Origin of the sequence: Hydrogenophaga sp., from assembly GCF_011772445.1 — a bacterium.
Classification (GTDB): domain Bacteria; phylum Pseudomonadota; class Gammaproteobacteria; order Burkholderiales; family Burkholderiaceae_C; genus Hydrogenophaga.
Genome location: NZ_WVZN01000011.1, coordinates 129,713 through 146,686, shown reverse-complemented (window position 1 = coordinate 146,686; position 16,974 = coordinate 129,713). Strand labels below are relative to the sequence as shown.

The 16,974-nt window shown below is 68.8% G+C and carries 17 protein-coding genes and 3 tRNA genes; 9 read left to right on the top strand and 11 right to left on the bottom strand.

Annotated elements, in window-relative coordinates; genetic code table 11:
* The first annotated feature begins 21 nt into the window (after window positions 1-21).
* Genes rsmD through GTO19_RS05265 form a run of 3 tightly spaced genes read left to right on the top strand, consistent with a single transcriptional unit; the run spans window position 22 to window position 1,427 of the window.
* Entirely contained in the window at window positions 22-615 is a 594-nt protein-coding gene (gene rsmD, locus GTO19_RS05275; protein ID WP_291022487.1) for a 16S rRNA (guanine(966)-N(2))-methyltransferase RsmD, read from the top strand.
* 7 nt (window positions 616-622) lie between these two features.
* Window positions 623-1,126: a pantetheine-phosphate adenylyltransferase gene (gene coaD, locus GTO19_RS05270; protein ID WP_291022485.1), complete on the top strand. Its 504-nt coding sequence runs from the start codon at window positions 623-625 to the stop codon at window positions 1,124-1,126.
* Between the two features lie 10 nt (window positions 1,127-1,136).
* A complete protein-coding gene (locus GTO19_RS05265; protein WP_291022483.1) occupies window positions 1,137-1,427 on the top strand; it encodes a YfhL family 4Fe-4S dicluster ferredoxin in 291 nt (96 codons plus the stop codon).
* On the opposite strand, the gene pth is transcribed toward GTO19_RS05265, so the two are convergent.
* The 7 genes from pth to GTO19_RS05230 form a co-directional block, all read right to left on the bottom strand.
* Window positions 1,385-2,035 carry an aminoacyl-tRNA hydrolase gene (pth, locus tag GTO19_RS05260; protein ID WP_291022481.1) on the bottom strand — a complete coding sequence of 217 codons (651 nt, stop codon included), beginning with the start codon at window positions 2,033-2,035 and terminating at the stop codon, window positions 1,385-1,387. The genes GTO19_RS05265 and pth overlap by 43 nt on opposite strands.
* 66 nt (window positions 2,036-2,101) lie before the next feature.
* Entirely contained in the window at window positions 2,102-2,731 is a 630-nt protein-coding gene (locus GTO19_RS05255; RefSeq protein ID WP_291022479.1) for a 50S ribosomal protein L25/general stress protein Ctc, read from the bottom strand.
* Window positions 2,732-2,815: 84 nt separating this feature from the next.
* Complete coding sequence (locus tag GTO19_RS05250; protein ID WP_291022476.1) at window positions 2,816-3,790, bottom strand: ribose-phosphate pyrophosphokinase; 975 nt, start codon at window positions 3,788-3,790, stop codon at window positions 2,816-2,818.
* Between the two features lie 94 nt (window positions 3,791-3,884).
* Window positions 3,885-3,961: transfer RNA gene (locus GTO19_RS05245), tRNA-Gln, on the bottom strand.
* A gap of 82 nt (window positions 3,962-4,043) precedes the next feature.
* Window positions 4,044-4,901, bottom strand: a complete 858-nt coding sequence (gene ispE, locus GTO19_RS05240; protein WP_291022474.1) for a 4-(cytidine 5'-diphospho)-2-C-methyl-D-erythritol kinase — start codon at window positions 4,899-4,901, stop codon at window positions 4,044-4,046.
* Window positions 4,898-5,392, bottom strand: coding sequence for a lipoprotein insertase outer membrane protein LolB (locus tag GTO19_RS05235; protein ID WP_291022472.1), 495 nt, complete (start codon window positions 5,390-5,392; stop codon window positions 4,898-4,900). The genes ispE and GTO19_RS05235 overlap by 4 nt, the downstream gene beginning before the upstream one ends.
* Complete coding sequence (locus tag GTO19_RS05230; protein WP_291022470.1) at window positions 5,389-7,149, bottom strand: tetratricopeptide repeat protein; 1,761 nt, start codon at window positions 7,147-7,149, stop codon at window positions 5,389-5,391. Before GTO19_RS05230 ends, GTO19_RS05235 begins: the two co-directional genes overlap by 4 nt.
* Window positions 7,150-7,241: 92 nt before the next feature.
* On the opposite strand from GTO19_RS05230, the gene mutM reads away from it, so the two are divergent.
* The 3 genes from mutM to mutY all read left to right on the top strand — a co-directional run bounded on the left by mutM (window position 7,242) and on the right by mutY (window position 11,198).
* The gene (gene mutM, locus GTO19_RS05225; protein ID WP_291022468.1) at window positions 7,242-8,057 is read left to right on the top strand and encodes a bifunctional DNA-formamidopyrimidine glycosylase/DNA-(apurinic or apyrimidinic site) lyase; all 816 of its coding nucleotides are present in this window, start codon (window positions 7,242-7,244) and stop codon (window positions 8,055-8,057) included.
* A gap of 74 nt (window positions 8,058-8,131) precedes the next feature.
* Window positions 8,132-10,075: a dynamin family protein gene (locus tag GTO19_RS05220; RefSeq protein ID WP_291022466.1), complete on the top strand. Its 1,944-nt coding sequence runs from the start codon at window positions 8,132-8,134 to the stop codon at window positions 10,073-10,075.
* 61 nt (window positions 10,076-10,136) lie between these two features.
* A complete protein-coding gene (mutY, locus tag GTO19_RS05215) occupies window positions 10,137-11,198 on the top strand; it encodes an A/G-specific adenine glycosylase (protein WP_291022464.1) in 1,062 nt (353 codons plus the stop codon).
* Here the strand turns inward: mutY and rapZ are convergent.
* Genes rapZ through GTO19_RS05200 form a run of 3 tightly spaced genes read right to left on the bottom strand, consistent with a single transcriptional unit; the run spans window position 11,180 to window position 14,658 of the window.
* The gene (gene rapZ, locus GTO19_RS05210) at window positions 11,180-12,067 is read right to left on the bottom strand and encodes an RNase adapter RapZ (RefSeq protein ID WP_291022462.1); all 888 of its coding nucleotides are present in this window, start codon (window positions 12,065-12,067) and stop codon (window positions 11,180-11,182) included. The two genes, mutY and rapZ, sit on opposite strands and share 19 nt — an antisense overlap.
* Window positions 12,067-13,710 (bottom strand): DNA repair protein RecN, encoded by a 1,644-nt coding sequence (gene recN, locus GTO19_RS05205; protein ID WP_291022460.1) that lies wholly within the window; start codon window positions 13,708-13,710, stop codon window positions 12,067-12,069. The genes rapZ and recN overlap by 1 nt, the downstream gene beginning before the upstream one ends.
* A gap of 30 nt (window positions 13,711-13,740) precedes the next feature.
* Complete coding sequence (locus GTO19_RS05200) at window positions 13,741-14,658, bottom strand: NAD kinase (RefSeq protein ID WP_291022458.1); 918 nt, start codon at window positions 14,656-14,658, stop codon at window positions 13,741-13,743.
* 88 nt (window positions 14,659-14,746) lie between these two features.
* On the opposite strand from GTO19_RS05200, the gene hrcA reads away from it, so the two are divergent.
* The 3 genes from hrcA to GTO19_RS05185 all read left to right on the top strand — a co-directional run bounded on the left by hrcA (window position 14,747) and on the right by GTO19_RS05185 (window position 15,974).
* Entirely contained in the window at window positions 14,747-15,757 is a 1,011-nt protein-coding gene (hrcA, locus tag GTO19_RS05195; RefSeq protein ID WP_291022456.1) for a heat-inducible transcriptional repressor HrcA, read from the top strand.
* A 36-nt stretch (window positions 15,758-15,793) separates the two neighbouring features.
* Window positions 15,794-15,870: transfer RNA gene (locus tag GTO19_RS05190), tRNA-Ile, on the top strand.
* A gap of 27 nt (window positions 15,871-15,897) precedes the next feature.
* Window positions 15,898-15,974: transfer RNA gene (locus GTO19_RS05185), tRNA-Arg, on the top strand.
* An 81-nt stretch (window positions 15,975-16,055) separates the two neighbouring features.
* Here GTO19_RS05185 and GTO19_RS05180 read toward each other — a convergent pair.
* Window positions 16,056-16,974, bottom strand: a 919-nt coding sequence (locus GTO19_RS05180; protein ID WP_291022454.1) for an SDR family oxidoreductase, incomplete at its 5' end; no start/stop codon positions are given.

Below are 16,974 nucleotides of genomic sequence, written 5' to 3'. Positions count from 1 at the left end.
GGCGCGGTTAAGCTCGCTGGCATGAAGAAGTCTGCCGGCGCTCCGCCGCAAGAAGTCCGCCTGCTCGGCGGTCAGTGGAAACGCAGCAAGCTGCCCGTGGCCGATCGGCCCGGGCTGCGGCCCACGCCCTCGCGCGTGCGCGAAACGCTGTTCAACTGGCTGGGGCAGGACCTCACCGGTTGGCGCTGCTTCGACGCCTTTGCGGGCACGGGGGCGCTTGGCTTCGAAGCCGCCTCGCGTGGCGCGCGCGAGGTGCTGATGGTGGAGCAGGAACCCTCGCTGGTGGCGCAGCTGCAGGCCATCCGCGCGCGCCTGAAGGCCGAGGCGGTGCGGGTTCAGCGCGGCGACGGTCTGGCGGCCCTGCGCGCGGCCGCGGGGCAGGGCCTGGACGTGGTCTTTCTCGACCCGCCCTTTGATGCCGTGGGCCTGTTCGAGCCGGCGCTGCGAGCCGCGCGAGCGGCCGTCGCGGCCGAGGGCTTCGTCTACCTGGAAGCCCCGCGCCCCTGGGCCGAGGCCGAGCTCGGCGCCCTGGGCCTGGCCCTGCACCGGCACGGCCGCGCCGGTGCCGTGGCCTTTCACCTGCTGCGCCCGTCCCTGCCCGGCGCCACGGGATAATCGTCCCATGCCCGAGACCACCGCCCGCACCGCCGTTTACAGCGGCACCTTCGATCCCATCACACTCGGCCACGAGGATGTGATGCGCCGCGCCGCCGGCCTGTTCGACGAGGTCATCGTGGCCGTGGCCGTGGCCCACCACAAGAAGACGCAGTTCACGCTGAACGAGCGCCTGGCGATGGTGGCAGAGGCGGCAGGTCGCCTGTCAGGCCGAGTGCGCGCCTTGCCATTCGACGGGCTGATCATGGACTTCTGCCGCGAGCACGGCGCGCAGGCCGTGGTGCGTGGCATCCGCAACATCACCGATTTCGACTACGAAGCGCAGATGGCGGCCATGAACCGCAAGCTGCAGCCGGGCGTGGAAACCGTGTTCCTGCTGCCGCAGGCCGACCTGCAATGCATCAGCAGCACCCTGGTGCGCGAGATCGCCAGGCTCGGCGGCGACGTGTCGGCCATGGTGCACCCGTCGGTGGCGGTGCGGCTCGAGCCGCCGCCGCCCCTGCAGGCCTGAGGGGATCGCCATGGCGCTGATGATCACCGACGAGTGCATCAACTGCGACGTCTGCGAGCCCGAGTGCCCGAACGAGGCGATCTCCATGGGCGAGGAGATCTACGAGATCGACCCCGGGCGCTGCACCGAATGCGTGGGGCACTTCGAGGAACCACAGTGCGTGCAGGTCTGCCCGGTGTCCTGCATTCCGGTGGACCCGGCACACGTCGAATCGAAAGAGACGCTGTGGCAGAAGTACCAGCGCCTGCAGAAGGCCGGTCAGGGCTTGTCGTCGGCCTCGGGCGAGGCGCCGGCCGCCTGAGTGGGGACGGCGGCGGGACGCGGTGGCTTCGGCCGGGGCGGTTTGCTGGTGTGGATCAGTGCGGTGGCCTTGTCCACCTCGCCCGCGATCAGGTGGGGCAGGGCCCTCAGGCTGCGGTCCACGGCCTGTTCGATGGCGATGCGGTCGTCGGGCGAGGGCTTCTTGAGCACCCAGTTCGCCACCTCGTTCTTGTTCCCTGGGTGGCCGATGCCGAGGCGCAGGCGCCAGTAGTCGGCGCCGATCTGCGCATGGATGTCGCGCAGGCCGTTGTGGCCCGCGTGGCCGCCGCCCTTCTTGAGCTTGGCCTCGCCCGGCGGCAGGTCCAGCTCGTCGTGCACCACCAGCACCTCCTCGGGCGCGATCTTGTAGAAGCGAGCCAGCGAGCCCACCGACTTGCCCGACAGGTTCATGAAGGTCTGGGGCTCGAGCAGCCAGACCGACTGCCCGCCGACGTTGGCGCGCGCCACCAGGCCGAAGTGCGAGCGCTCCATCTGCAGCGAGACCTTGAGCAGGCGCGCGGCCTCATCGACCCACCAGAAGCCAGCGTTGTGTCGCGTCTGTTCGTACTCGGGGCCCGGGTTGCCCAGACCGGCGATGAGCTTGATCATGGGAAGGGATTGTCCCAAAAGAAAAGGCCCGCGCGGGGCGGGCCTTGTTCATGGCGGGGCAGGGGGTTACTTTTTGCCCTTGCCTTTTTTCTTGTCGTCGGCGGGCGCCGCAGCCACCGGAGCGGCCACGACTTCCTCGACCGGCTCCACCACGGTCGCGACCGTGATGTCCTTGCGGCCGTGGGTGACGATCTTCACGCCCTTGGGCAGCTTGATGTCGCCGGCGTGCACGGTGGCGCCCTTGGTGACCTGGCTCAGGTCCACGGTGATGTGCTCGGGCAGCTGGGTGGCCAGGCACTCGATCTCGATGTCGTTGATCACGTGGTTGACCAGGCACTTGTCGAGCTTGACGGCCGGCGATTCTTCAGCGCCCGTGAAGTGCAGCGGCACCTTCTTGCGCAGACGGGTCTTCTCGTCCACGCGCTGGAAATCGACGTGCAGCACGAAGGGCTTGAAGGGGTGGTACTGCACATCGCGCAGCAGAACCTTCTCGACCTTGCCGTTGAGTTCCATGTCGAGGATGGAGGCGTGGAACGCTTCCTTCTTGAGGGCGTGCCACAGCGCGTTGTGATCGAGTTCGATCGCGGTGGGGGCGGTGGTGCCACCAAAAACGATACCGGGCGCGCGACCGGTGATGCGCAGGCGGCGGCTCGCACCCGTGCCCTGCTTGGCGCGCTCGAAAGCGACAAATTGCATGACTGACTCCAGTTGAGGGGTTCCGCGACCAGAACGCCTCGGTTGATGAAGGCCGCCTGGCGGCGACCGGCTATTGATCGCTGATCAGAACAGGTTGTCCTGATCGGCGAACAAACTGATGACCGACTCGCCCGAGGCAATGCGCGCGATCGACTCGGCGATCAGCGGGGCCACGGAAACTTGCCGGATCTTGCCGCAGGCCTGGGCGGACTGCGACAGGGGAATGGTGTTGGTGACGACCACCTCGTCGAGCGCGCTGCCCTTGGCGATGCGTTCGATGGCGGGGCCGGAGAAGATGGGGTGCGTGCAGTAGGCGTACACCTTCTTGGCGCCACGCTCCTTGAGCACCTCGGCCGCTTTCACCAGCGTGCCGGCGGTGTCGATCATGTCGTCCATGATCACGCAGTTGCGGCCTTCGACGTCGCCGATCACGTGCATCACCTCGGACACGTTGGCCTTGGGACGGCGCTTGTCGATGATGGCCATGTCGCAGTTGAGCTGCTTGGCCAATGCGCGTGCGCGCACCACGCCGCCCACATCGGGCGAGACCACCAGCAGGTCTTCGTAGTTCTTGGTGCGCAGGTCGCCCAGCAGCACCGGCGAGGCGTAGAGGTTGTCGACCGGGATGTCGAAGAAGCCCTGGATCTGGTCGGCGTGCAGGTCCATGGTGAGCACGCGCTGCACGCCCACGGTTTGCAGCATGTTGGCCACGACCTTGGCGCTGATCGGCACGCGGCTGGAGCGCGGGCGGCGGTCCTGACGGGCGTAGCCGTAGTAGGGGATGACGGCGGTGATGCGCTCGGCCGAGGCGCGCTTGAGCGCGTCGACCATGATCAGCAGCTCCATCAGGTTCTCGTTCGCGGGCGCGCAGGTGGACTGCACCACGAACACGTGGCGGGCGCGCACGTTCTGGGTGATCTCGACGGTGACCTCGCCATCGGAGAAGCGGCCCACGGTGGCCGCGCCGAGCTGTGTGCCCAGGTGCTGGGCGATCTCGGATGCCAGCACGGGGTTCGCGTTGCCGGTGAAGATCATGTAATCCGGGGGCTGAACTTGCATGGCATTCCCAGCGGTCTGGCGGCCACCGGCGGGGCCGCGATCAAAAAACAACGGCCATCAACGATGGCCAGTGTGAGTGATGTCAGAAAAACGGTGGCAGGGGAGGAAGGACTCGAACCCTCGCATGCCGGAATCAAAATCCGGTGCCTTAACCAACTTGGCGACTCCCCTACGCTGGAGGTCCGTGACGATGTCACGAACCACCGAATTGTCGCAGGTTGCACAACCCTTGCGCCGTCTGGCGTGGCGGCTGTCAGCCGTCGCACCAATCGAGCAATGGATGGGCATCCATATTGCTGCAGACACGCACCTGCCAAGACGCTGGCGCCGGGCTCAGAACCTGGTTGGCGGCGCACGGTGCGAACACCGCGGTACCTGAACCGGTCATGCGCCCCGCCAGACCTTGGTCTGCCAGCCAGTGAATCGCGTCACCGACCTCGGGGCACAGGGCCCGTGCCACCGGCTCCAGATCGTTGTGGCCGAAGGCCATCAGCGATTCGAGGGTGCCGTTTGCAGCAAAGCCTTGGATTGTAGCAGTTTTCGTGTCGCGTTTGAGCGCCTGGCTCGCGAAGATCTGTGGGGTCGACGCGCCGCCGGGTGGCTTGACCAGCACCAGGTGGCCGCGCGGCAGTTCGATGGGGGTCAGGCGTTCGCCGATGCCCTCGACCCAGGCGTGGCGTCCGCCGATGAAGAAGGGCACGTCGGCGCCGAGGGTGAGCCCGATGCGGGCGAGCGCGTCGCGCCGCAGGTTCAGGTCCCACAGGCGGTTGAGCGCGAGCAGCGTGGTCGCAGCGTCGGACGAGCCCCCGCCCAGCCCGGCTTGGGCGGGCAGGCGCTTGTCGAGTGTGATGCGCACGCCATGCGTGCAGCCAGTGGCCTGACGGAGCGCCCGCGCGGCGCGCACGCAGAGGTCGTCCTCGGGCAGGTCGGCGGGCGTGGTGTCCACGCGTTCGATGGTGCCGCTGTCCAGGCGCTCGAAGTGCAGGTGGTCGCACCAGTCGATGAGCATGAACACGGATTGCAGGTCGTGGTAACCATCGTCGCGGCGGCCGACGATGTGCAGGAACAGGTTGACCTTGGCCGGCGCGGGAACCTCGTACAGGCTGTTCATGGCTGTTCGAACACGAGTCGCAACTCGGCCGCGGGCAGCGGTTGCTCGCGCCGCGCCACCAGGCGGCCGTCGGCGTGCGCGGACAGATCGACGCGCCAGCCGCCCGCCTGGGCGTCCCGGCCCTGGAGCCAGTCGAACATGGCCAGCACCGGCAAGGGCGCGCCGCTGAGTTCGGCGGTGAGGGCGTCAAGGCTGTCGCGGCGCGTGGTCTCGTTGCCGCGTTGCAGCTCGGCCCCCTGCGCCGACCAGCGCACCGTGGCCAGGGTCTGTCCCAGTGCGGAACTGAGTTGGAGTTCGCCCCGGGCCGCGCTGCCGCGCAGGTCGAAGAGGGCCGAGAAGGCCTGTGGCGGCGCACTGTCCACGCGCAGAGCGAGCCGGCCAGACCAGGCGGCCTCGCCAGGCAGACGGGGTCGTGGCGTGGCACAGCCGCCCAGACCGGCGGCCAGGGCGATGGCGAACGTGCGCCGGGTCAGGCGGGAGGGCGGGTTCACAGCTCGACGTTGAGGCGCTTGAGCGTGCTTCTCAGCGTCTCGTTGTCGCTGGCGAGCGCGAGCCCTTCGCGCCAGACACGGCGTGCCTCATCGCGTTCGCCCTTGGCCCAGAGCACTTCACCCAGGTGGGCGGCGATCTCCGGGTCGGGGCGCTTGCCGTAGGCCTGGCGCAGGATGTCGAGGGCACGCTCGGTGTTGCCGAGCCGGAATTCGACCCAGCCGAGGCTGTCCTGGATGTAGGCGTCGTCGGGGGCCATGGATACGGCCTTCTCGATGAGTTGCTTGGCCTCGGGCAGGCGCTCGTTGCGGTCGGCCAGCGAATAGCCGAGTGCGTTGTAGGCGTGGTGGTGATCGGGCTTGGCGGCGATGAGTTCGCGAAGCAGGCGCTCCATTTCGGCGGGCATGCCCGCGCGGTCGCCCATCATGGCCTGCTCGTAGAGCAGGTCCGGGTCCTCGGGGAAGCGCTGAACCGCTTCGCCGTAGACCTGGTAGGCCTCGCGCCAGGCCTTGAATTCGCGCAGCAGTTGGGCTTCGCTGATCAGCTTGAGTCGAGCATCGTCGGGACGGCGCTCGGGCTGGCTGCGCAGCAGGGCACGGGCGTCGTCGAGGCGGCCCTGGCGCGCCAGAACCGAGGCGCGACGCAACTGCGCGGCCATGAGTTCCTCGGGGTTGTCGATGCGGTCGAGCCAGGCATTGGCGGCGACGAAGTCCTGCTGCTTCTCCGCGATCTCGGCCTTGAGCAGATAGGCCTGCGTGAGGCTGCGGCGCTCACGCTCATCCTTTGCGTCCCGAGCGAGCTGCAGGTAGGTGTCCAGCGAAACGTTGGCGGCAGGCAGCGCGTTGTCCCGCACCTGCAACATGCCCAGCAGGAGCCACGGCTCGGGCTGTTGCGGCGCCTGGGTGGTGAGGCGTTCGAGTTGCACTCGCGCATCGCGCAGGCGGCCCAGGTCGAACAGCACGCGCGCGTAGGCGGTGGCGATGGCCGTGTTCTGCCGGTCTTTCGCCCGCGCGGCGTCGATGTGCTGTCGCACCACCAGCTCCGTGTCGGCCTGGCCGCGCTCGAGCAGTTCCAGCGCGAGCAAGGCGGGATATGGTGATACCGGGTCCGCCGCATGGCCGCGCCGCGCGGCGTCGCTGGCGGCCACGGGACGATCGAGGTCGAGTTCGAGCCGGCCGATGGTGGCCCAGGCCGCGCCGGCGTGGGCGGGCTGATTCAGGAACGGGCCCAGGGCGTCACGCGCGGTGGACAGCACCTGCGCCTTGTCCGTGGCGCGCGCATACATCTGCGGAATGGCGGCGATGGCGCCATTGCGTTCTTCGGCCGGGGTGGCCTGAAGCACGGCGCGCAGGGCGGGCGCGGTTTCGTTCACGCGCCCCAGCGACAGCAGCGTGAGCAGCGTGAAGCGGTTGGCGTCGGCGTCGCCGGGGATGTCGCGTGCCCAGGTCGTGGCGGCGGCCAGCGCGGCATCGACCTGGCGAGACTGCAGTGCGACCTCGACGGCCCGCCGGAAGAGCTCGGGGTTCTTTTCTCGCTGGGCCGCCTCGAGGATGAGCGAGTAGCCCGCGCCAGGGTCGCCGCCGCGCACGTTGAGTTCGCCCAGCAGCAGTTGGTAGAACAGCGCGGCATCCAGCGCAGAGCGGGTGGCCGAGGGCTTCAGCGGGCTCTGCGCCTGCGCCCCCGGGCTGGCCAGCACGCCGGCGCAGGCCAGCGCCACCAGCGAGCGACGAAGACGTGAATGCAGCGGCAGGGGTTTCATCGGGTCATGATAATTGAAGGGTTCGAGGCCTTTGTGTCTTGATCCAAAGACCCCGCGCGTGTTCCCCGCGCCCCATTTCCGCCCCGATCACCGTGCCCGAACTGCCCGAAGTCGAAGTCACCCGACGCAGCTTTGCCGACCGCATCGCCGGGAGCACGGTGCGCGGCGTGGCGCTGGGCAAGCCACTGCGCTGGCCGCTGGGTGTCGAGCCCGACGCGCTGGTGGGCCAGCAAGTGCGCGCGGTCGGTCGCCGGGGCAAGTACCTGCTGATGGAACTGGACGCCGGCTGGCTGTTGTTGCACCTGGGCATGTCGGGCAGCCTGCAGTTCGCGCCGGAGCTGCCGCCCCCCGGCCCGCACGACCACTTCGAACTCGACACCAGCCAGGGGCGCTTGCGCCTGCACGACCCGCGCCGCTTCGGCGCGGTGGTGCATGTGCCGTCGCTCGAGCACCCGCGCGCCACGCAACTGCTGGGTGGTCTCGGCGTGGAACCACTGGAGGCGGGCTTCGATCCGGTGCGCTTCCACCAGGCCCTGCGCCAGCGGCGTGCGCCCATCAAGCAGGTGCTGCTGGCCGGCGACATCGTGGTCGGCGTGGGCAACATTTACGCCAGCGAAGCGCTGTTTCGCGCCGGCATTCGCCCCACCACGCGGGCCGACCGCATCAGCGGCCCGCGCGCCGCGCGGCTGCACGGGGCCATCGTGGAGGTCCTGCAGCGGGCGCTGGCGCTGGGCGGGAGCACCCTGCGCGACTTCGTCAGTGCCGAAGGGCAGAGCGGCTATTTCCAGCTCGACGCCATGGTCTACGACCGTGCCGGCCAGCCTTGTCGCCAGTGCGCCACGGCGATCCGCTCCATCCGGCAGGGGCAACGTTCGACCTACTTCTGTCCGCTCTGCCAGGCCCGCTGACCATGCGTCCGCGATGGGCGGCCTCTCTGGGGGACGGGTGCTATATTGGTCGATCGCCCGAAAGACACTGCCGCATGAATTTCATTCAAGCCTTCGATCAACACGGCGCCTGGCGCAAGCAGTTCGCGCTGCGCCTGAAGCTCCTGTCCGAATGGCTGGCCGACCATGATCTGATGGAGCCGGGCATCCGCGAACGGCTCGACCAACTCCACGCCCAGATCAAGAACGACAAGATCACGGTCGCCTTCGTGGCCGAGTTCTCGCGCGGCAAATCCGAACTCATCAACGCGGTGTTCTTCGCGGGCTACGGCCGGCGCATCATGCCCGCCAGTGCCGGGCGCACCACCATGTGTCCCACCGAGCTGGCCTATGACGCGGACCTGCCGCCCTGCCTGCGCCTGCTGCCCATCGAGACGCGCCTGCAGCCTCAGTCACTGCTCGACTGGCGCAACGCGCCCGCCAAGTGGGAGCGCGTCGACCTCGACGTGAACGACCCGAAGCAGCTTGCCATGGCCATCCAGAAGGTGTCCGAGGTGCGTCATGTGCCCGTGGATGAGGCGCGCGCCCTGGGTTTCTGGCACGACGAGGTGCCCGAGGACAACCCGCTGCCCGGCCCCGATGGCCTGATCGAGGTGCCGCGCTGGCGCCACGCGCTCATCAACATGGCGCACCCTTTGCTCAAACAGGGTCTGGTCATTCTCGATACCCCCGGCCTCAACGCCATTGGCGCCGAACCCGAGCTCACCGTGAGCCTGCTGCCCCAGGCGCACGCGGTGGTGTTCATCCTGGCGGCCGACACCGGCGTGACCAAGTCCGACCTTGGCATCTGGCGCCAGCACCTGGCCACGCTGGGCGACGGGCAGGCCTCGCGCCTCGTGGTGCTCAACAAGATCGACACCATGTGGGATGCGCTGAGCTCCCCCGAGCAGGTGCAGTTGCAGATCGCCGCGCAGCGCGCCGATTCGGCCGAGATCCTGGGCGTGCCGCAGTCGCAGGTGTTGGCGGTGTCGGCCCAGAAGGGCCTGCTCGCCAAGGTCAACCGCGACGACGAACTGCTCAAGGCCAGCCAATTGCTCGATCTGGAGCGCGCATTGAGCGAAGGCTTGCTGGGCCAGCGCCGACGCATCCTGGGCGCGGCCGTCGCCGCGGGGGTCGAAGCCCTGCGTGGCGAAGCCGGCCGCATGGTGCACTCGCGCCTGCGCGACCTGGTCGAGCAGATCCAGGAGCTCGACGGCCTGCGCGGCAAGAACGCGGGCGTGATCAAGCAGATGCGCCTGCGCATCGAGCAGGAGCAGGCCGACTTCGACGCCAGCGGCGCCAAGATCCAGGCGGTGCGCTCGGTGCACCTGCGCCTGCTCAAGGACCTGTTCGCGCTGCTGAGTCCTTCGCACCTGAAGGCGGAGGTTTCCACGCTGGCGCGCCAGCTCAAGAGCCCCGGCATCAAGCTCGGCGTGCGCCGCGCCTACGACAGCACCTTCAATCGGCTGCGCGAGGACCTGACCCGGGCCGATGAGATGGCCAACGAGATCCAGTCCATGCTCGAGGGCAGCTTCAAGAACCTCAACGCCGAATATGGCTTTTCGCTGCAGGCGCCGTCGTCGCCGCAGCTCGCGCTCTATCGCAAGGACCTCGACCTGATCGAAAAAAGCCACCTGCAGTACCTGAGCCTGGGCAATGCCCTGCGCCTGGCGCAGCCCGAGTTCGCTGAGCGTCTGGCGCGCGCGCTCATGAGCCGCCTGCGCGTGGCCTACGAAACCGCGGTGAACGAAGTCGAACTCTGGAACAAGTCGGCCGCGGCCCAGCTCGACGCGCAACTGCGTGAGCGGCGCCGCAACTTCACGCGCCGCATCGAGGCGGTTTCGCGCATCCAGCAGGCCGCCAGCGGGCTCGACGAGCGCATTCGCGAACTGCAGGTGCAGCAGGCCGCGCTCAACCAGCTTGAGCTCAAGTTCGAGGAACTCACCGCCCACCTGCTCGCGGCGCCGGACGAAGAACACGCCGAAGCCATGGCGGCATGAGCGCCGCCGGGCCGCTCCCAAGGCGCTCAGCCCCGCAGTGCGCAGCACGGAGGGTGGTCCATTGACGGCCGTGCCCGCGGATTTCGCGCCGCGCCTCATCGATTGGCAACGCCACGCGGGACGGCACGGCCTGCCGTGGCAGGGAACCCGCGACCCCTACCGCGTCTGGCTGTCCGAGATCATGCTGCAGCAAACGCAGGTGTCGACCGTGCTGGCGTACTACACCCGCTTCCTTGAGCGCTTCCCCGACGTGGCTGCGCTGGCGGCGGCACCCATCGACGAGGTGATGGCCCTGTGGAGCGGGCTGGGCTACTACAGCCGCGCGCGCAACCTGCACCGCTGCGCGCAGACAGTGATGGCCGACCATGGCGGGCGCTTTCCCGCCAGCGCAAAAGCGCTCGAAACCCTTCCCGGCATCGGCGCGTCCACGGCAGCGGCCATCGCCGCGTTCTGCTTCGGCGAGCGCGTGTCCATCGTCGACGGCAACGTCAAGCGCGTGCTGGCACGGCTGCTGGCCTTCGACGGTGACGTGGGTCAGGCGTCGAGCCAGCGCGTGCTGTGGGATCTGGCGCAGCGCCTTCTGCCGGCAGACCTCGGGCACGACGACATGCGTGCCTATACGCAGGGCCTGATGGACCTCGGCGCCACCGTGTGCACACGCACGCGGCCGCGCTGCGAGGCCTGTCCCGCCAGCGACCTCTGCGTGGCCCTGCAGCGTCAGGACATCGCGCGCTACCCGGTGAAGGCCCGCCGCGCGCAGCGGCGCTTCGAGCGCTGGTGGCTGCTGTTCGCCGTGCGCGGCGATCAGGTGTGGCTGCAGCGCAGACCCGCGCCGGGCATCTGGGCGGGGCTGCACGCGCCTGCGGTGTTCACGAGTGAGGAGGCGATGCAGGTCGTGTCGCCCGCCGACTGGCCGTCGCGCTGGACCGCCACCGAGGCCGTGTCCCATGCGCTCACGCACCGCGAGTTGCAGTTGTTGCCGCATTGGGTGGCGGTGGACAGCGTGCCGCCGGACTGGGCCGGCGAGTGGGTGAGCCTGTCGGCACTGCCGTCGGTGGGCCTGCCGGCGCCCGTGCGAAGTCTGTTGTCCGGCGACTGGGCGGCTCAGCTTCTCGACCAGTAGTCGGCTTCGCGGTGACGCACCCGCGCCACCCACTCTCCGCCGAAAAACGCGGCCAGGCGTTCCACCAGGAACACGGACCGGTGCTGGCCGCCGGTGCATCCGATGGCCACCGTCACGTAGCTGCGGTGGTCGCGCTCCATGTGGGGCAGCCAGTGCTGAAGGAAGCCGCGGATCTGCTCTTCCATGGCCAGCACATCGGGGCTGGCTTCCAGGAAACGCGCCACCAGTGCGTCGCGTCCGGTCAGCGGCTTGAGCAGTGGCTCGTAGTGCGGGTTGGGCAGCATGCGCACGTCGAACACGAAGTCGGCGTCCATGGGGATGCCGCGCTTGAACGCGAAGGACTCGAACACCAGGGTCATGGGCGTGCGCGTCGCGCCCACGAGCTCCTTGACCTGGCTGCGCAACTGGGCGGCGCGCGTGAGGCTGGTGTCCAGCACCAGGGCCTGCTCGCGCAGCTCGGCCAGCAGCTCGCGCTCGTACTCGATGGCGTCGGTCAGCGCGCGGCGCTGGTCGTCGGTTTCCTCCAGTGAGAGCGGGTGCAGCCGGCGCGTTTCGGAAAAGCGCCGCACCAGGGTGTCGGTGGTGGAGTCGAGGAAGAGCGTGGTGAGTTGCACGTCGCGCGAGCGCAGCGCGGCCAGGCGGCGTGGCAGGCCGGGCAGCGATTTGGCGCTGCGCACGTCCATGGCGATGGCAACCTTGCGCAGGCGGTCGTGGCGGTCCAGGTCGATGAAGGCTTCGAGCAGCTCGGGCGGCAGGTTGTCCACGCAATAGAAGCCCAGGTCTTCCAATGCGTTGAGCGCCACCGACTTGCCCGAGCCGGACATGCCCGTGATGACGACGAGCTCGGTGGAGGCGGGGGCGTTGTCCATCAGGCCGACAGGAGTTCGCGCGCGTGCGCGAGCGAGATTTCGGAGCGTTCGTTGCCACCGAGCATGCGGGCCAGTTCGCGCACACGCGACTCGGTGTCGATGGCCTGAACGGTGCTGTAAGTCTGCTGGCCCTGGCGCTGCTTGGCCACCAGCAGGTGGTGGTCGGCGCAAGCCGCCACCTGGGCCAGGTGCGTCACCGCCAGCACCTGGCGGTCCTGGCCGAGCTGGCGCAACATCTGGCCCACCGTGTGCGCCACAGCGCCACCGATGCCCGCGTCCACCTCGTCGAAGATCAGCGTGGGCGCCTGGCCCAGGCGGCTGGTGACCACCGAGATGGCCAGGGCGATGCGGGAGAGTTCGCCGCCCGAGGCGACCTTGGCCACCGGCCTGGGCGTGCTGCCGGCGTGGCCGGCGACGCGGAACTCCACCTGCTCCAGCCCGTGCGACTGGGGCTCGGCCAGCGGGGGCAGGGCCACCTCGAAGCGACCGCCCTGCATGCCCAGGGTCTGCATGGCCTCGGTCACGGCCTGGCCCAGGCGCGGCGCCGCCTTCTGGCGCTGGCGGCTGACGGCGCGCGCGGCCTGATCGAAGGCCGCGCGGGCGCCAGCCTCGCGCTGTTCGAGCGCGGCGAGGTCGAGCGTGTCGTTGATCTGCTGGAGATCGCGGACCCACTGCGCGTGCAGCGCGGGCAGTTCCTCGGGCGTGGTGCGGTAGCGGCGAGAGAGGGACAGCCACTGCGCCAGCCGTTCGTCCAGCGCGGCCAGGGCCGAGGGGTCGATCTCCACGTGGCGCTGGTGCTGGTGCAGCTCGTGCACGGCGTCCTGCACCTGGGCCAGCGCGCTGTCCAGCGTTTCGATGGTCTGCGCGAAGGCCGGCTCCACGTGCACCTGCGCTTGCAGCGCGGCCACCGCGCGGCTGAGCAGGCTGGCCGCGCTGTCGTCCTGCTCGTCCAGGGCCTGTACGGCGGTCCCGGCGGCGTCGATCAGGGCCTGGGCGTTGGCCAGGCGGCCGTGGCGGGTGTTGAGCTCGTCCCATTCGCCCGCTCGCGGGCCGAGCTTGTCGACCTCGGCGATCTGCCAGGCCAGGCGCTCGCTGTCCTGGCGCGCGGCGTCCTGGCGCTCGCGCGCTTCGCGCAAGGTGGCGGCGGCTTGCCGCCAGGCGGACCATGCGGAACCCAGGGCGGTGGTGTCCACGCCCGCGTAGGCGTCGAGCAGGTCGCGCACCGCCTCCGGCCGCGTGAGGCTTTGCCAGGCATGCTGGCCATGGATGTCGACCAGCGCATCGGCCGCGGCGCGCAACTGCGTGAGCGTGGCCGCGCTGCCATTGATCCAGGCGCGGCTGCGACCCTCGGTGTCGATCGTGCGGCGCAGCAGCAGCGCCTCGTCGTCGGCGAAGCCCTGCTCGTCGAGCCAGGGGCGCAGCGCCTCGGGCCGATCGAACTCGGCGGCGATCTCGCAGCGCGGCGCGCCCTCGCGCACCACGCCCGCATCGCCGCGCGCGCCCAGCGCCAGTTGCAGCGCGTCGATCAGGATGGACTTGCCGGCGCCGGTTTCGCCCGTGAGCACGCCGAAGCCGCCGGCCAGCTCCAGGTCCAGCGAGGTGACGATGACGAAGTCGCGCAGGACGATGCGTCGAAGGCTCATGGCGGGTGTGGACGTGCGGGTGTTGAGGGCTCAGGCGCCCTCGTTCCAGTGCAGCTTGCGGCGCAGTGTGTCGAAGTAGTTCCAGCCCACCGGGTGCAACAGCCGCAGCGCGTGTTCCGAGCGCCGCACGACGATACGGTCGCCGTGCAACAGGCTCGTGAAGGTCTGCATGTCGAAGTTCGCGCTGGCGTCACGGCCGTTGACGAGCTCCAGGGCGATCTCGCAGTGCGCGGGCAGCACCACCGGGCGGTTGGACAGCGTGTGCGGCGCGATCGGCACCATCACCCAGCCACCGATGCTGGGGTGCAGCAGCGGCCCGCCGGCCGACAGCGCGTAGGCGGTGGAGCCGGTGGGAGTCGCGATGATCAGGCCGTCGGCGCGCTGGTTGGCCACGAAGCGGCCGTCCACCTCCACGCGCAGCTCGATCATGCTGGCCACCGCGCCGCGGTTGACGACCACGTCGTTGAGCGCCGTGGCTTCGTACACGCACTGCCCATCGCGCCAGACGCTGGCGGCCATCAGAGCGCGGGCTTCTTCCTGGTACTCGCCGCGCAGGATGGGGCACAGGGCTTCGCGGTAATCGTCAAAGGCGATGTCGGTGATGAAGCCCAGCCGCCCCTGGTTGATGCCCACCAGCGGCACGCCCTGGCGCGCCATCTGCCGGCCGATGCCCAGCAGGGTCCCGTCGCCACCAATGACCAGCGCCAGTTGGGCGTGGCGGCCGATGCCGGGAACGTCGAGCGAGGGGTAGTCGGTCAGACCGGTGTTCTGCGCGGTCTGCTCCTCCAGCGACACCTCGCAGCCTTGTGCGTGCAGGAACTGGGCGATCTCGTCGACCACGTGCCTGGCGCCCGGCGCCTGGTACTTGCCCACAATGGCCACGTGGGCGAAGCGCAGAGGGCGTTTCGCGGCGGGTGTCGTGGCGCGGGGATCCAGCGGGGCATTCATTCGCAAATTACATCACACGGTGTTGCGGTCCACGCGGGCTGCGGCCAGGGTGGAGACGGCTTGCCAGGGCTTTCCTTAGAATGATCCGATGATGGACGATCGCGCGAAGTTGCTGCTCAAGGCGCTGGTGGAGCGCTACATCGCCGACGGGCAACCGGTGGGCTCACGCACGCTGGCCCGGGCCGCCGGCCTGGACCTGTCGCCCGCGACCATCCGCAACGTGATGAGCGACCTGGAGGAGCTGGGCCTGATCGCCAGTCCGCACACCTCGGCCGGCCGCATCCCCACCGCGCGGGGCTACCGGCTCTTCGTCGACACCATGCTCACCGTGCGCCGGGAAGAGATGCCCCGTGTCGCCGAGTTCGGCGCGCCGGGGGTGGAATCGCCGCAGCGCGTGATCAGCCAGGCCGCGCACCTGCTCTCCAGCCTGTCGCAATTCGTGGGCGTCGTCATGGCGCCGCGCCGCAGCTCGGTGTTTCGGCACATCGAGTTCCTGAGCCTGTCCGAGCGCCGCGTGCTGGTGATCATCGTCTCGCCCGATGGCGAGGTGCAGAACCGCATCGTCCAGACCCAGGCCAACTTCTCGCAGTCGCAACTCGTGGAAGCGGCCAACTTCCTCAACACGCACTACGCCGGCCTCACCATCGAGGCCGTGCGCGAGCGCCTGACCAACGAACTGGACGCGCTGCGCGGCGAGATCGCCGACCTGATGAAGCAGGCCGTGGACATCGGCGCGCAACCGGCCCCGCAGGACGAGGTGGTGGTCGCGGGGGAGCGCAACCTGTTGTCGGTGAGCGAGTTCAGCAGCGACCTCGGCAACCTGCGCCGGCTGTTCGATCTGTTCGAGCAGAAGACCCAGCTCATGCGCCTGCTCGATGTCTCGAACCAGGCCGACGGCGTGCGCATCTACATCGGTGGTGAGAGCCAGGTGGTGCCGTTCGAGGACCTGTCGGTCGTGACGGCGCCGTACGAAGTGGACGGGCAGGTGGTCGGCACGCTGGGTGTGATCGGGCCGCAGCGCATGCCCTATGACCGCATGATCCAGATCGTGGACGTGACGGCCAAGCTGGTGAGCAACGCTCTAAGCCACACGAAGTAGATGGCCGCGAAGGGGCCCGCCTACAATCGCGCGCTCGGGCCGTTAGCTCAGTTGGTCAGAGCAGAGGACTCATAATCCTTTGGTCGTTGGTTCAAGCCCAACACGGCCTACCAAAAAAGCCTGCTATACTGCGAGGCTTCGCGGCTGTAGCTCAGTTGGATAGAGTACTTGGCTACGAACCAAGGGGTCGTGGGTTCGAATCCTGCCAGCCGCGCCAGAACATCGTTCTAGAACAACGGGTCAGCTCCACAAGGGCTGGCCCGTTTTTCTTTGTTGCGGGACTTTTGCGGGACCCGGCTCACGGGGGGCTAAGGAAGTCGAGGGGACCGGGAACGGTGAGGCGGTCTTCCAGGGCCTCGGCGAGCCAGCTTCGTGCCGTGCCTGAGGGCTGCGCCTTCAAGCTGGGAAAGCAGACCCCCGTCATCCATTCCGACTCGGACCAGAGGCGTCGGCAAGCCGCTACATCCAGCGCGGCGTGCGGGGTTCTGGCGGGTGCGGGGTGGCCGCGCGTCTCCGAGAGTCGGTCGGGCCCGTAGTAGCCACCACCGCGCGCCTCGGCTGCCGTGGCCGCGTACAGCGTGGGCAGCGCGCCTTGCGCCGCCGGTTGAAACAGGAACCAGGCGAAGCGGCGCACCACGCCCGCAGCGCTCCAGCGACCGGCACCATTGACCAGAAGCTCGGTGCGTGAAATGCCAGGGTGGGCGGCGATGCCTTTGATGCCCCAACCCAGTTCGTCACTCAATCGCTGCATCTCCAGGGCAAACATCAGGCACGCCAGTTTGGATTGGCCATAGGCGGCCATCGGCTGGTACCCGCTCTGGAACTGAAGGTCGTCGAAGTGGATGCGGGCATCCCGAGCCGCGACACTCGACAGGCTGACCACCCGTGCTTTTCCGCTGTTCATGAGCAGGGGCAGCAGGTGAGCCGTCAACGCGAAGTGGCCCAGGTGGTTTGTCCCGAACTGCAGTTCGAAGCCGTCGGCGGTGATGCGCCGATGCGGCGGGGTCATCACCGCGGCGTTGTTGATCAACAGGTCGACGGCATCGAGCGACTGCTTCAACCGCTCAGCGCATCGCTGTACGGATCCGAGGCTGGCCAGGTCCATCAACTCGAACGACACCGACGCGTGCGCGACGCGTCGCTCGATCTCGGCCACGGCCGCCGCGCCCTTGATGGGGCTTCGTCCGGCAATGACGACGTTCGCGCCCGCTTGCGCC